Annotated in this window: 11 protein-coding genes; 5 read left to right on the top strand and 6 right to left on the bottom strand. The window is 65.9% G+C overall.

Features of this window, described 5'->3' with window-relative positions:
• The first annotated feature begins 22 nt into the window (after positions 1–22).
• Positions 23–277, top strand: a complete 255-nt coding sequence (locus GGR13_RS06520; protein ID WP_183212688.1) for a DUF7662 domain-containing protein — start codon at positions 23–25, stop codon at positions 275–277.
• Positions 274–696 carry a hypothetical protein gene (locus tag GGR13_RS06515; RefSeq protein ID WP_183212687.1) on the top strand — a complete coding sequence of 141 codons (423 nt, stop codon included), beginning with the start codon at positions 274–276 and terminating at the stop codon, positions 694–696. Before GGR13_RS06520 ends, GGR13_RS06515 begins: the two co-directional genes overlap by 4 nt.
• 208 nt (positions 697–904) lie before the next feature.
• Here GGR13_RS06515 and trbB read toward each other — a convergent pair whose 3' ends face one another.
• Genes trbB through GGR13_RS06495 form a run of 4 tightly spaced genes read right to left on the bottom strand, consistent with a single transcriptional unit; the run spans position 905 to position 4801 of the window.
• Entirely contained in the window at positions 905–1879 is a 975-nt protein-coding gene (gene trbB, locus GGR13_RS06510) for a P-type conjugative transfer ATPase TrbB (protein WP_246347723.1), read from the bottom strand.
• Positions 1863–2312 carry a hypothetical protein gene (locus GGR13_RS06505; protein WP_183212686.1) on the bottom strand — a complete coding sequence of 150 codons (450 nt, stop codon included), beginning with the start codon at positions 2310–2312 and terminating at the stop codon, positions 1863–1865. The genes trbB and GGR13_RS06505 overlap by 17 nt, the downstream gene beginning before the upstream one ends.
• Positions 2305–4179 carry a type IV secretory system conjugative DNA transfer family protein gene (locus GGR13_RS06500; protein ID WP_246347722.1) on the bottom strand — a complete coding sequence of 625 codons (1875 nt, stop codon included), beginning with the start codon at positions 4177–4179 and terminating at the stop codon, positions 2305–2307. Before GGR13_RS06500 ends, GGR13_RS06505 begins: the two co-directional genes overlap by 8 nt.
• Position 4180: 1 nt before the next feature.
• Entirely contained in the window at positions 4181–4801 is a 621-nt protein-coding gene (locus tag GGR13_RS06495) for a GntR family transcriptional regulator (RefSeq protein WP_183212685.1), read from the bottom strand.
• 230 nt (positions 4802–5031) lie between these two features.
• On the opposite strand from GGR13_RS06495, the gene GGR13_RS06490 reads away from it, so the two are divergent.
• From GGR13_RS06490 to GGR13_RS06480, 3 genes are all read left to right on the top strand, one after another.
• Positions 5032–5514 (top strand): helix-turn-helix domain-containing protein, encoded by a 483-nt coding sequence (locus GGR13_RS06490; protein ID WP_183212684.1) that lies wholly within the window; start codon positions 5032–5034, stop codon positions 5512–5514.
• A 256-nt stretch (positions 5515–5770) separates the two neighbouring features.
• The gene (locus GGR13_RS06485; protein ID WP_183212683.1) at positions 5771–6433 is read left to right on the top strand and encodes a lasso peptide biosynthesis B2 protein; all 663 of its coding nucleotides are present in this window, start codon (positions 5771–5773) and stop codon (positions 6431–6433) included.
• Positions 6433–8202: an asparagine synthase-related protein gene (locus tag GGR13_RS06480; RefSeq protein ID WP_183212682.1), complete on the top strand. Its 1770-nt coding sequence runs from the start codon at positions 6433–6435 to the stop codon at positions 8200–8202. Before GGR13_RS06485 ends, GGR13_RS06480 begins: the two co-directional genes overlap by 1 nt.
• On the opposite strand, the gene GGR13_RS06475 is transcribed toward GGR13_RS06480, so the two are convergent.
• Together GGR13_RS06475 and GGR13_RS06470 are read right to left on the bottom strand one after the other, a co-directional pair.
• On the bottom strand, positions 8117–10621 hold the full coding sequence (locus GGR13_RS06475; protein ID WP_221230447.1) for an alpha/beta hydrolase family protein: 2505 nt from the start codon (positions 10619–10621) through the stop codon (positions 8117–8119). The genes GGR13_RS06480 and GGR13_RS06475 overlap by 86 nt on opposite strands.
• Before the next feature lie 9 nt (positions 10622–10630).
• On the bottom strand, positions 10631–13567 hold the full coding sequence (locus GGR13_RS06470) for a TonB-dependent receptor (protein ID WP_183212680.1): 2937 nt from the start codon (positions 13565–13567) through the stop codon (positions 10631–10633).
• Between the last annotated feature and the right edge of the window lie 45 nt (positions 13568–13612).

The raw sequence follows: 13612 nt of genomic DNA, 5'->3' as shown, positions 1-13612 counted from the left end.
CCGGTCCGGGCAATGATGGCTTATGGCAAAATACGATCCCCTGTGCCATTACCTGGCGCGCCAGAAGAGCGGCACCGTCAGTCTGACCTTCACCGAGATCGAACGGTTGATCGGGGGCATGCTTCCCAAAAGCGCCTTGCGGGACGACTGGTGGGCCGATCTCGCCGAGCCTGATCCGAAACACGTCCAAAAGCGCGCCTGGCGCGCCGCAGGCTACACGGCTGTTCGGGTTCCTGGCCAAGACCGGGCGCGTTTCGACAGGGTGTCCACGCGATGACGGACGCCGTCACAGCCAAGGATCGACGAGACGCGGAGCGGCTCGCTCTGTCCCTGGTCGAAATCTGCGTGCGCAACACCCAGCTCGAGACCCTGCATGCCGGTACCTCACCGCGTTCGAAGTGTGGGGATTTCAGCGATGTGACGGTCGTCACGCCCTATGGAGACATCGCCTGGACCGACCTCAGCCGGATTTCGGATGAGGAGATGAAGGCCCTGATGATCGAGGTCGTGGATCGGGTCTTCACCTTTGTGAGTTTTCCCGAGGTGATGGCGGGTCTGCGGACCTCGACGGGACGCTGGGACCGACCTCGCCTGGATGAGAATCTGATGAAGACCGTTCGGCGCCGACAGGCCGGCAGCGAGACCGGAGAGCCGGGCGCAGATCCCGATCGAGCGGATATGCCCAGGTCGATCTGACCGGATTGATGGCCGGGTCCTCCAGGATTTTCAGGGCCTTCGGCTGCTCTTACCTTGGAGGCAGTCTATATATTCAACCGCGCTCTGAACAATGTCTGCCCCAGTGACAGGATCCGAACCTTCGACTCCAAGGGCGTGAGGCCTTCGGGCGAACATTCAGGGCCGTCCGTTGCCCGCTTGCGTCCAGCGCGCCTTGGCGGAAGACGTTTCATGCCAGTGATCGGACCTGATAGTGGCCATCGACAAAGCCCTCGACCGCAATCACCGCATCCACACGACGTCCTTGGGGGGTTCGCCGGATATGAACGACCCTGTCCACGGCCTCGCCGATGGTCCGTTGCGGCACCTGACTGGACACCTCGGCGATCAGGTCTTCCACCCGTCGCAAGGCCTCGCCGGCAGAGTTGGCGTGCACCGTCGACAATCCTCCCGGGTGACCCGTGTTCCAGCTCTTCAGGGTCTCCAGCGCGGCTGCCCCGTCCCTCATCTCCCCGATGACGATCCGGTCGGGCCGCATGCGCAACGCGTCGCGGACCAGGTCCACCACGCCGATCACAACGGGCTGCCGACGGGTCAGCACCGCGACAACATCCCAGGCGGAACACTGCAGCTCCGGTGTGTCCTCCACCAGGAACACACGATCCTCCGCGAAAGCCGGTTCGGCCAGCACGGCATTGGCCAGGGTCGTCTTGCCCGATCCCGTCCCTCCTGAGATCAGGATGTTCTTCCGGTCTGACACAGCGCTGCGCAGCGCCGCCGCCTGATCCCCGGTCATCACGCCATCCCGCACATAGTCGTCCAGCCCCCAAATCACGGCCGGGCGCTTCCGGATCGAGAAGGTCGGCCCCGCCGAGACCGGCGGCAGCAGGCCCTGGAACCGCTCGCCCGTCCCAGGCAGCACCCCGGCCAGACGCGGATCTTCCCGAGTCACCGTCTCCCCGACATAGTCCGCGATCAGCCGTATGACCCGCTCCCGCGCCTCGACCGACAGCGTGCGCCCGGTGTCGCGCCGCCCCTCCCCGATCCGGTCCAGCACCACCCGTCCGTCGGGATTGGCGAGGATCTCGACGACCGCCGGTTCAACAAGCGCCGCCAACACGGTCTCGCCCAGGGCATGACGCAGGGCCTCCAGCTTGCGCTCGGCGACGATGGGGTGGGGCGTCATCTCAGTGCGCTGCGCCATTGGTGGGGCCGTCCGCCGGTCCCGTAGACACCGGCTCCCGGGCATGGCGTCCGGCGACGATCCGGGCAGCGGTCGCATCCAGCAGGCGTTCGATCCTGCGATCCACGGCGGCCTGCACGGTCGGATCTTCATCGATGACCGCATCGGGCAGACGGAGGAAAAAGGCCCGCGCCACCTCGACCAGCAGTTCCTGCACGATCTGCATGTCGCGCGCCGTGGATCGCATGTGATCGCGCAAGGCGTGCTCCAGACGCAGCAGCCGGTCCTCCGGATCCGCATGAGGGCTCTTCTGCAATCCCCGCGCTATGGCCCGGCCGGCCGCCTGGCTCAGCGGCATCCGCCCGCTTCGGGCCTCGCGATTAAGCCCCGTGACGATCTTGGGATCGTTCAGATAGACCTGAACGCGGCACGTCTGAGCAGCCTTCCTAGTCATGTCCCAGTCCCTGCAGTTGATCCAGCGCCGCCTGCTGGGCGGCCATCTCCTCGGCCACCCGGCCGAAGATGTCGGCGGCGCGAGCGGCCCGTTTCTTGTCGTCCATGGCCGCGATCACCTCCTTGAACAGGGGCAGGCCGGCCTCCGCGTCCTGCCCCAGGCTCCTCCGACCCGCCCAGGGATGGGGCGACCGTCCCGGGGTGTCGACGCGCAACGCCTGATCGGGTGCCAGCGACCGCGCACGCTCCCGGAAGGGCCGCCGCTGGTCATAGAGGAGTTTTTTGGTCCGCAAGGGCCGGAAGCCGGCCACGAAGACCAGCTGCTCGTCGTCTGGCAGGGCGCGGATCTCGCCGGGTTCTAGCAACGGCCTTTCGACCTCCGAGCGCGACACCGATGTGCGGCCCGCGCCCAGGCCCGCCGGCCCGCTCCGGCTTGTCCGCGTCTCCGTCACCGACCCGGTCAGTCTCGACACCTTGTCCTGGGTCAGCGGATCGAGCGCCGAGAAGGCTGTATAGACCGCGCAGTTGTCGAGGATGGTGTTGTTGACGCCATAGGTCTCCACGATGTCGTTCAGGCTCTGGGCCACGAACATCACCTTGACGCCGAAGCCGCTGAGCAGCCGCAGCGACTTCTCGAAGAAGCTGACCCGTCCCAGAAGCGGGAACTCGTCCATCACCATCAGCAGCCGATGCCGCTTCGGGCGGTCTGCCGCGTCGCGGTCCTCATGCACGGTCAGGGCCTGGGCTGAGGCGTAGAACAGCAGCCGCACGAGCGGTCGCAGCGCCGCCGCGTCGGCGGGCGCGACCTGGACATAGAGCGACACCGGCGCCTCGGCGCACATCAGGTCGCCCAGCGCGAAGTCGCACGCCGACAGCGCCCGCTCGACATCCTCGCCAGCCAGCCATTTGAGATAGGACCGCGCCGTGCCCTGGACCGAGGTCCGGAACCGGTCGTGCATGGCCGCATAACCCTTCACCGCCGTCCGGATGAAGGGATGGGTCTCCGGCTCGCCGTCCGCCCCCGTCCGGTGCAGCGCCCTGGCCATGACGTCAGCGGCCTCATCGAGATCGGCAAGCAGCTCCCGGACCCGGAGCAGCGTCTTGTCCGCGTCCTCGGCCGTGTAGAGCACATGCAGGATCACCGCCTCCAGAATCTCCGAGGCCGCCTTGTCCCAGATCGCCTCGTCGTCCCGCGCCCCGCCCGGATCGGACAGGATGGCGACCAGCCTCTGCACCTGGGCCAGTTCTCCGGGGCCGGGCAGAATTTCTGCCAGCGGGTTCCACCGCGCCGATGCCGGGTCTCTCGGGTCGAAGAACAGGCTGTGCGAGAACGCCGACCGCCACCCGGCCGTCATTCGCCACAGCTCCTTTTTGGGGTCGTGCACCAGCACGCTGGAGCTCCAGGACAGCAGTGTGGGCACGACATGCCCCCTTCCCTTCCCCGATCGCGTTCCCCCGGTCACCAGGGTTGGCCGAAGATCGGCCGTCGCGAGCAACCGACCGCCCATCACACCGAGGACGGCACCGCTCTTGGTGGTCAGGCCCGCGCGGCGCGCGTCCGCCTGGCTGCCCCAACCCCGCAGCCGAGGCCTGCCCCCGGCCTGTCCGACCAGGCTGGCCAGACCCAGGCCTCCTGTCGCGCCCAGCAGGATGAGCGACGTGCTGCGCGCCAGGGCCTCTGCGGCCTCGGTCTCGAACCTGCCGCGCCATTCCAGGATGGCCCAGGGCGGATAGAGCGAGAGCCCATCGATCGGGCGCCAGGCCGGACCGAGCACAGGCGCGGCCAGATACGTCCAGGCGAAGGTCTGGGTCGCGGCCTGAAGACCGGCGAGCAGTCCAAGGCTCATCAGCAGCAGACGGAGCATCATCTCAGTCCGACCTCAGATCCAGGCCGAGGCGCCCAGCCTCGGTCTCGAGGACCAGCGCGCCTGCCGCGTCGATCCTCCGCCAATGATAGGTCCGGAGACACTCAAGGATGCGCTGGGGGTCGCCGTGGTCCAGGGCCGCGACGAGCGAGGTCGCCTCCTCGTCGATATCCCCGAAGACGCGGCGTTCCGGCTCCAGCAGGACATGAAGCTGGCATCCCACCCGTTGGAAGGCTTCGGCCAGAACCGGATTGCCCGCCATCCGGACCAGCTGGTCCATCCGTGCGCGGGCGTCCGGCGCGCCGGTCGTTTCGGCGACTGGAGGGACGCGGATGATTGTCGTCAGTGCCAATCCGATCTCTAGGCAGTGCAGCCGAAAGGCGAAGCGATCGCGGATCAGCGCGACGTCAAGCCGAGGGGCCAGATAGCCGCCCGACGGGGATCGCTCGATCAGGCCCTCACCGTAGAGGTAGGCCAGGGCCTCTCGCACCGGTGTCGTCGACAGGCGAAGGCGACGGGCTTCCTCTGCGATGACGATCGGCGATCCCGGCGCGAACATCCCGCTGCGCGCATAGGTGCGCAGGGTCATGAGCGCCATGTGAAAGGGATCCCGCCGTCGGGTCACGGTCGTCTCCAGTCAAGCCAGGCCTGACTATCGACGCCGAATCCCTGACGTCCAGCCACCGGACCGCCGCCAGGGCCTTACCCGCCACAAATGGTCGGATGCCCCGCTGATTTTCGGCGGACCGTCCGCCACTTTGTGGCGGTGCATGGTCGCTTACGCTCAGAAATCGCAACTCATCGTTGATCGAAACTTCGTCAGCACCCAACATAAGACTCGGAAAGGTCGCGTGGATGAGTGGTGCCCCTGCAAATGCTCCGCGCGATGGCGCGCTCCTGTCCGAGGCGCTCCGACAGGTACGCAGGCATCGCGGCCTGACCGCTGCGGAAACCGCCTCCAGGATGCATATCGCCAAGCGGACCTACGAACGGTTCGAGGCCGGACGGACACGGCTGAACATGGATCATATCGCCCGGTTCGCTCGGGCCACGAACTGCGATCCCAACGCCATCCTGATGGCCGTCGTGATCGGCGCGCCGGACTTTGCCCGCCGCTGCTGCGACAACCGGATGGCGACAATCCTGACGATCGCCCTTCAGAAGTTCGACGCCCGCGTCGGCGACCGGGTCTCCGATCTCCACATCCATGCCCTGATCTCGGCGGTCACGGACATGTTCGACGGCCTGGAGGCCACGCTCGCGCGCGACGAGGCCGCCGCCTGGCTGAAGGCGGGCACCGAGGACCTGACCGCCAAACGTCCCAAGCCGGGACGCTGATCAAATATACTCCAGATATAGTTTTGAAGTCCGCAAACCTCGGCGCTCACTAGGTTGGCCACATCCGTGGCAATCAACCAAGGAGACGACCATGACCACCCCAACCCTCCGCATCGTCGCCATCGGCAGCGCCCGGGCCCTGACCCAGGCCGAGCTCGACGGCCTGTTCGCCGAGATCGGCATCTACGTCAGCCGCACGCCGATGTGAAAGTTTGGGCGGTTCATCGATACCGGTGGATCGCCCAGATTTCAGTCGATGCCCCAAGCCCTGCTAGACGCGTTGTTTCTGCACCCAGACGTTCATCTGGCGTGGTGCGACGACGACATCGTCATTCTCAATGTCCAGGCCGACGAATACGCCTGCGTGGTCGATGGCGGTAAGATGATCCGCCCAGGCCACTCGCCTGGGACGGTGCGGGTCAGTGATGTCCTGTTTGCGGAGGAGATGCTGAAAGCGGGACTGCTCTGTCCCCACGCCACGAACGGCCGTCGTTCCGTCCCCAAGATGCCGCCAGAGCGCGCGCTGGAAGCGTCCCGGTCGCCGCGCCGCAGAGACCTGTTCGGCGCTGCAGCGACCGGGTTCCGATCGAAGAGACAGTTTGTCCGAAGCTCGATGGCGGACCTCGTTTCAATCCCGAACCTCCTGACCGCCCAGCGCGGCTGCGCTCCTCTCGACAGGGCAGGCGAAATGCTGGCGGCATTTCAGGCCGTTCAACCCTGGCTGCCCGACACCGGCGAATGCCTCCAGCGGGCATTCATGTTGCGCAGCTACCTGCATGCATCGGACATCACCACAGACTGGGTTTTTGGCGTCAGAACCTGGCCGTTTCTCGCCCACTGCTGGATCCAGATCGACGACAGGGTCGTCGGGGACACCGTCGAACGTGTCAGCGGGTTCACTCCGATCCTGGTCGTTTGATGGGCGACTATCTGGTCACGGCGCATGACCCCGGGAACGAGGCCGGCACCGTTCAGTCTGCGGCGCTCCGCCGGCATGCTGAGGCAAACGGCATGACGATCCGTGAGCTCAACCCAAACTGCTGGCTGGGGCGATGGGGCGCGCGCCCCGTGAAGCTCACCACTGTCGGACCCTGGTCTCTGATCGGCGACGTCCTGGATCGCCGAAAACCGAACCTCGATGACCCGCCGATTTTCTCTCCTTGGAGCTATGAGAAGAAGCTGTTCGCTCGGGTCTGGGGCCGGTTCGTGGGCCTGTCGTTTGGACCACGAGGCGCGCTGACCGCGGTCTTGAGAGACCCGTCTGGCAGCCTCGAGTGCCTGACGTGGAACACGGGGGCTCTGACCCTGGTCTCGTCTCATGTTCCACCCTGGCTGGTCACCGCCTTACGACCGGACTGGCGGATTGACTTCGAGCGGGTCTCCGCCGCACTGCATGATCCGCTGCTCACTTCCGGTATGCCGCTCCTGACAGGCCTGACGTCAGTCTTGCCGGGATCGCTGCAGCCCCTCCCCTCAGGTGAACCCGTCGTCCTCTGGCGTCCGGACTGGATCGCTGCCCGAAGGAACGCCGCGTCGCTTCCAGAAGATGCGGCTGCCGCGATGTTGTGCTCCGCCGTGGAGGAAGCCGTCGAAGGCTTCTTGGGACTGAGCGATAATCCAGCGGTCGAGATTTCCGGGGGCCTGGATTCCAGTCTCGTCGCGGCTTCCGCCCGATCGGAATCGCGAGAACAGGTCCGGTGTTGGATGAACGCCTACGGTCCCGACAGGTCCGCCGATGAACGGCACTACGTCGCCGATCTCGCGGAGCATCTGTCGATCACGCCGGACTATATCGCGCGCGCGACGGGGGTTGTGACCCCCGCCCTCCTGCAGTCGATGCCACACGGCATTCGTCCCGCCCTGGCAGGCCTCGACGGACTGCACGACGCGGACTGGGCATCGCGGTTCAGGCGCGCCGGCGTTGAGGCGGTTCTGACCGGCAAGGGCGGGGACTCGCTGTTCATCCAGCCCGCCAACACACTGGTCTACCAGGACGTCTGGCATTCTCTTGGTTGGAGAGCACTGGGATCGCCGGCCTTGCCTCGACTGTCCCGATGGACCGAGCGGTCGGTCTGGTCGTTGGTCTCAGAGGCCATTCGCCGCCCTCCTCCAACCCGAAATCAGAATGCGCTCCTGCGGCCCCTGCCATCCGGTGACCGGGCGCAGCATCCCTGGATGACAGACATCGATCATCTCGCTCCCGGGAAGGTTTATCAGATCGCCGGGCTGGTCAACGCCCTCCAGTTCCACGGCAGATCACTGCAAAGCGAGGCGGTGGACGTGCTTCATCCTCTGCTGGCCATGCCGGTCGTGGAGCTCTGCCTCTCCTTGTCGACCCCGGCCCTGACATGCGGTCGGCGAGACCGGGGCCTCGCTCGGCTCGCCTTCACCGACCGCCTGCCGAAATCGATCCTCGATCGGCGGTCCAAGGGCGAGATGACGGCCTTCTACGGGCATATGATCGCCGGCGGTCTCGATGTGCTGCGGCCATGGCTGCTGGACGGCAGGCTTGCCGAGGAGGGCCTGATCGACCGGGACAGGGCGTCGGTTCTGCTCACGCCGGAGAGCCTCATCTGGAGGGGCGGCTACGTCGAGATCATGCTCACCGCCGCGTTTGAGGGTTGGGTTCGCCACTGGGAAGCGATCCTGTCGCCATCGGAAGCCGAGTTTCGGCCAGAATCCCGTTGAGCCAGTCAAACATCTGACCGTAGACGTCTCGAATGTTGGCCGGGCTGGAGAACAGGTGGCCCTCGCCCCAGTAGACGATATAGCGGGCGCTTCGTCCCTGGCGATGGAGGGCGGAGAGCATCCGCTCCGACTGCGTCATCGACACATAGTCTCTGTCGGCGGTGATCAGGAGCACGGGGGCCCGGATCTTGTCCGCCGCCAGGTAGGGGCTCGCGCTCGCATAGCCCAGGACATCGCTCCACGGCGGCCCGCCCATGGCAGCCTGTCCGTTTTCCACGCCCCCGATCTTCTGATTGAGGGTGAACCACTCGCCCGGCCAGATCCGGCTGTGAGACAGGAACTCTCCCCAGTTGCTCGACAGGTCTGTCGGGGCGGCCCACGCGATGTAGCCGCGATAGCGTTCGGAACGGGCCGCGACGGTCAGCGCGACGTAGCCACCGAAACTGTGCCCGACCAGCACGATCCGGTCTTTCGGCAGCTCAGTGTGCGCGGCCAGCGCGGCATCGACGGCCATGTCGAGCCCGGCTTCAAAGTCCGCTGCCATGGTCAGGCGTTCACTCTCCGTTTCGTTGGGGAAGGATGGCGAGAGGACCGCAAAGCCTCCAGTCGTCAGCATCTGCGGTCGGGGTCCTCGCTGAAGCGATGTGGCATCGACATACCGTCCATCATCACTCCCACCAGGGTAGGCCAGAACGAGAAGACCTTTGACCTGCGAAGCCGTCCTGTCTGCCGGCAAATAGAGCCAGCTCGTGGCTGGGCGTCCGAGGCGGTCTAGGTGCGGTACCGGCAAGGGACGCGGCACCGCGATGGTCTCGAACTGGGGGTTCGCCCTGGCCAGGATCTTCACGCCTCCTTGCCCTGTGACGCTCAGGGTTTCGACGCCGTCATCCAGGCACGCGGTTGCGATCCGGCTTTCGGATGCCGCCCTCACGAGGGCCAGGCCCGGGCAGTCCGATACCGACGTCTGGGCCGTCTGCCCTCCCCTCACGTCCCGCACCGACAGCGACGCGCCGTTCGCGGAGGCCACCCAGTCCCGTCGCGGTGGATCGTTGACCCGCAGTCGGAGCGGCTGCATCTGGCTCGAGGTCTGCGCACCCGCAATCCGTTCGTCCGCCGGTGAAAGCCGAGTGGCGGCGCCAAAAGCGTTGAGATGCCATAGCGCGCCATCGGCGAAGGCCAGCGCCCCGGTCTTCGTCACTGCGGCCAGGCTGGTCGGCGGCTGCACAAAATCTTTCGTCAGGGCCCGGGGACCCGTCGCGTCAACAAGCCACCAGTCGAACCGATCGGAAGACGCTCGGCGCCCATAGAGGACGGGTCTGTCCCCCAGCCACCCCGCCCTCACGGCCTGGAACTCGTCGATGACGAGACCGGGGGCCAGAGGCCGTAGCCCCGCGAGATTCGGCCTGTCCGTCTCGCCATCGAGATCGACCGTCAGCAGTCCCCCATCCGACCAGTTCGATCCATCGCGACGGGCCCAGATCAGAACGGCTCGGGAAGCGGCTGACCAGCTCAGGAGATGCGGGGCCACGTCCAGGTCCGGGTCGATCGAAACGGTCCGGCCCGTCTTGGCGTGAAAGAGCGCCAGCCGGCTGCGGTGCAGCACCGGACTCTGGACGACAGGCTGCGCTGGATCCAGCGCGACTGGACCTGTCGATGTCAGGACCGCGACCCACACACCGTCCGGCGATGTCGCGAAGTCCCTGATCGCGCCGGTCGCCAGGGTCCGGACGTCCGCTGTCACGGCATGGATCACGACCGTCCGCAACGTCGGCGTCGGTTCGTTCGTCCTGAGCTCGCCGCCCACCGTGTCGACAATCAATCGCGAGGGCCGATCGCCGGCCGTCGTCAGCGCCCAGCGCGCCCGCATCTCCTCACTGCCCGTTCCGTCAAACCTTAGCAGCCAGGGCAGGTCTCCGGACTCTCGGACAGTCAGCGCCAGGCGATCGTCGTCGAGCCAGGCAGCGGTCGATCCGGTGACGGCAAGGTCGGCGGCCAGGTCGGTCCACCGGACCGATCGATCGGCCATCGACACGATGCCCGCTTCCAGCCGTGTGTCCGTGAGACGGTAGACCAGCAGACGCTTGCCCGTCGGCGACCATGCGCCGAAGAGCAGGCCAACCCCTTCCTCGTTGGGGAGAAGACGGACCGGTTCGGCGTCGCCCTCAAGGTCCGACATCCACAGGTCGGTGATCGCCCAGGCCGTCCGGTGGCCTCGATCGTATCGAGGCGCAGTACCGTATGGCCCCCGGCGCTCGTGGATCGCCCACCGACCGTCCGGCGAGAAGGCCACCGCGCCAAGCGATTCCATGTCCAAGACATCGTCGATCGACAACGGTCGGGATTGCGTGAACGCTGCCGTGCTGGACAGGAGCCAGGCAGCAAGCATCGTCACCGCCAGGCGGCTCATCAGACCGGGCATCGGACCGGCTCACCAGCGTCTGGTCAGTTGCAGCGCCACTATCCGGCCCAGCAGATTGGCCTGGGCGGCATCGAACCCCAGACCGATCGGTGCGTCGTAAAAGGGCGGATCGGCATCGAACAGGTTCTGCACACTGAGAGACACCTGGACGCCGTCTAACGCCGGATTCTGGGGCGACCATGCGACCTGCATGTCCACGGTGTTCCAGGGCTTGATTTCCCGGCCGACGTTGTCGTCGTAGGCCCCGACATGGTTCCAGTGCAGGCTTGCTCTGGCGTCTCCATAGGACCAGGTCGCGCCCGCTCGGGATCTCAGTCGTGTGGGATTTCCGATCAGCCCCAGACGTTGCCGGTCCGATGCGGTCGGTGTGAAGCGCGTCTTGAAATCCAGAAGATAGGACGCGTTGGCGTCGAAAAAGACGGCATGTCGCCCGAACGTCAGCGGGTAGGCGACGCTGAGGTCGATGCCCTGAACAAACACGGACGCTGCGTTAACCCAGCGGGCATCCAGGATCGCGCCGTAGGATGTCGCGGGAAACAGATCGCGGAACCCGAACGTCGGATCGTTGAGGTAGCTCTGGATGAGAGCAAGGTCCTGAGCATTGTTGCCGGGATCAACCAGATCCACGAATGGCGCGAGCGCGGGATCGACAAGCGCGCCCGTCAGGTTCTCATTGACCGGCTGGGCGATCCGATCACTGAACTGCGTATTGAAGTAGCTGCCGCTGAACCGCGGACCGCCTCGGGGCGCATATTCGAAGCCCGCCGTCCAGGTCTCTGCCGTTTCGGGCTTCAGGTCGGGGTTTCCGCCGTATCGGTAGAGGACGAGCACCGACGCGCCGTTCGCCTTGGGAACGAAGGTCGGAGCGGCTGCCGACAGATCGAACAGCTGAGGCAGGGCGGCGGCTCGGAACGAGGTTCCGAACGATCCTCGCACGAACCAGTCCGAGGCCGGTGACCAGATGATGCCCAGCTTTGGGTTCGAGGTGGTGCCGAAGTCGTCGTACTCCTCGACCCGCGCGGCCACCGACAGGTCGAGGGACTGCAGCCCTGGTCTCGCATTGGCAGGGCCGACCAGCGGAACACGGGCTTCCGCAAACACGGCGGCGATCGTCCGGTCGCGCTTCGGGACGACCGTCTCGACAGGCGCGAGTGAGGACGCGAAGGTCTCAAGGCGGCTGCCGAGGCTTTCGCGCCGAACCTGCGCCCCCAAGGCGATCTGCACGTCGCCGCCAGGCAGGGAAAACGCTGGTCCCTCCAAAAGGAGATTGACCGATTCAGCCCGGCTGCGGTCGTCGGCGCTGGAATAGCCGCTCCCGATGAAGTCCAGAACGTTTTGAGTGTTGGCCCGCCCGTCTCCGAACGGATTGAAGTAGCCGTCGCGAACGGCGGAATAGGTCGTGGCAGGGTTGTCGGCGGTATTGCCCAGCGCCTCGTTGAGGAACAGCGAGTTGACCCGATTGCCGGTGCGGGTCCTTCCACGCTCTTCGGCGAACGCCAGATAGCCCTCCAAAGACCAGTCCGGCCCCAAGGCAATCGAGCCCCCTGCCGTCAGTCCGAGACTGCGCGAACTGCCTTCGCGTCGCGTGACCCCGAGATCATTGATGAACGAGTAGCCCAGAAGATGGGCGGATGCCCCCGTCGGGGACACGAAAAAGGGGTTCGCCCTGGTCACCTGAAAGATTGTGGCGGTGGTGCCCGTATCGAGCCCGTACTCACGGCGGCTGAACCGCAGATCCGCCGACAGCTCCACCCGATCCGAGAGGTCCTGACGTACTCGCCCGTAGACGCTGTGGCGTTCGGTTTCGGGGATCAGATCGACCCCTTGCAGCTGGTTGGACAGGCTTCTTTCCCCTGCCGCGAAATCACTGGGAGACTGGGCCGTTCCGCTGGCGTTCGGACGGATGGCGAACTGGGAGACATAGGCGCCGGACGGCCGGTCGAGGGCGACGATGTTTCCTGGCGAGGCGAACACGGCCCGGCGATCCGTCCCTCCGAACGGTCGAAGGTCACCGTCGGCGGTGTAGGGGCGATCCGCCGAGTTCAGGGCGTTGGCCGTCTGATATTCGTAAGAGAGCAGACCGGTGCCGCTCGACCAGTCGCGACCGACGAGGTGCGACACGAGAAAGGTCTCCGCTCCACCTTGGGCAGCGGAAATCCGGGCCCGCGTTTCCTGGCCGTCGAACGAACGGCGCATGATCACGTTCACCACGCCGGCGACGGCGTCCGCTCCGTAAAGTGCCGAAGCTCCGTCCAAGAGAATGTCCACGCGCTCAACGGCCGCCGAGGGCAATGCCGACACATCCGCGAACTCGCCACGGAACCCGGTGCCCGCCAGTCGTCTCCCGTTGACCAGAACCAGGGTGGCGTCCGGGCCGAGGCCACGCAGATTGACGCCAGTCGCGAGGGCGCTGTTCGATCCCGCCCGATCGGTCAGGGTCAGGGACGCGGCGGGATTGGCCGAACCGGCGTAGTTCTGGGGAAGTGTCGCGAGAACCTCCGCGACGCTACCAAGACCTCGGGCGTCCAGCGCATCGCGATTGAGGGTCTGGACAGGCGAGGTCAGCTGTCCAGCTGCCGTCAACAAGGTGCCGGTGACCACGATCTCGTCGACTGTCGTCTCCGCTTCCACGATGGTGTTCGAAGATCGGAGGAAGATGACGCCGGGCCGGGTTTCCGACCAGGCCAGGTTTGATCCCGCGAGAAGCGCGTCGAGCGCCTGGGACGGCGTGTAGCGTCCTCGCAGCCCCGATGACTGCAGGCCCCGGACCAGCTCGCCCGAATAAAACAGTTGCTGATCCGATTGCGTCGCGAACTGGTTCAAGGCGTCCCGGAGCGACCCCGGCGGAATGTTATAGGTCCGCTGCTCCTGCGCGCAGGCGCTCGAGCTGATGGCGATGACGCAGGCAGCAGATGCAATTCCGGACAGCAGACTCAGACGACGCATTCGTAATCCCTCCTCAACGCCCCCGTGGCGTCAAGTAAGAGACAG

This window comes from Brevundimonas variabilis (assembly GCF_014199945.1).
GTDB classification, from domain to species: Bacteria; Pseudomonadota; Alphaproteobacteria; order Caulobacterales; family Caulobacteraceae; genus Brevundimonas; species Brevundimonas variabilis.
The sequence above is the reverse complement of the archived record's forward strand: the minus strand, read 5'-3'. Positions and strand labels throughout refer to the sequence as shown.

Excerpts from the sequence above, each read along its gene's own strand:
- GGR13_RS06520 (WP_183212688.1), top strand. The coding sequence starts at position 23 with ATGGCAAAATACGATCCCCTGTGCCATTACCTGGCGCGCCAGAAGAGC.
- GGR13_RS06515 (WP_183212687.1), top strand. The coding sequence starts at position 274 with ATGACGGACGCCGTCACAGCCAAGGATCGACGAGACGCGGAGCGGCTC.
- trbB (WP_246347723.1), bottom strand. The coding sequence starts at position 1,879 with ATGGCGCAGCGCACTGAGATGACGCCCCACCCCATCGTCGCCGAGCGC.
- GGR13_RS06505 (WP_183212686.1), bottom strand. The coding sequence starts at position 2,312 with ATGACTAGGAAGGCTGCTCAGACGTGCCGCGTTCAGGTCTATCTGAAC.
- GGR13_RS06500 (WP_246347722.1), bottom strand. The coding sequence starts at position 4,179 with ATGATGCTCCGTCTGCTGCTGATGAGCCTTGGACTGCTCGCCGGTCTT.
- GGR13_RS06490 (WP_183212684.1), top strand. The coding sequence starts at position 5,032 with ATGAGTGGTGCCCCTGCAAATGCTCCGCGCGATGGCGCGCTCCTGTCC.
- GGR13_RS06485 (WP_183212683.1), top strand. The coding sequence starts at position 5,771 with ATGCCCCAAGCCCTGCTAGACGCGTTGTTTCTGCACCCAGACGTTCAT.
- GGR13_RS06480 (WP_183212682.1), top strand. The coding sequence starts at position 6,433 with ATGGGCGACTATCTGGTCACGGCGCATGACCCCGGGAACGAGGCCGGC.
- GGR13_RS06475 (WP_221230447.1), bottom strand. The coding sequence starts at position 10,621 with ATGCCCGGTCTGATGAGCCGCCTGGCGGTGACGATGCTTGCTGCCTGG.
- GGR13_RS06470 (WP_183212680.1), bottom strand. The coding sequence starts at position 13,567 with ATGCGTCGTCTGAGTCTGCTGTCCGGAATTGCATCTGCTGCCTGCGTC.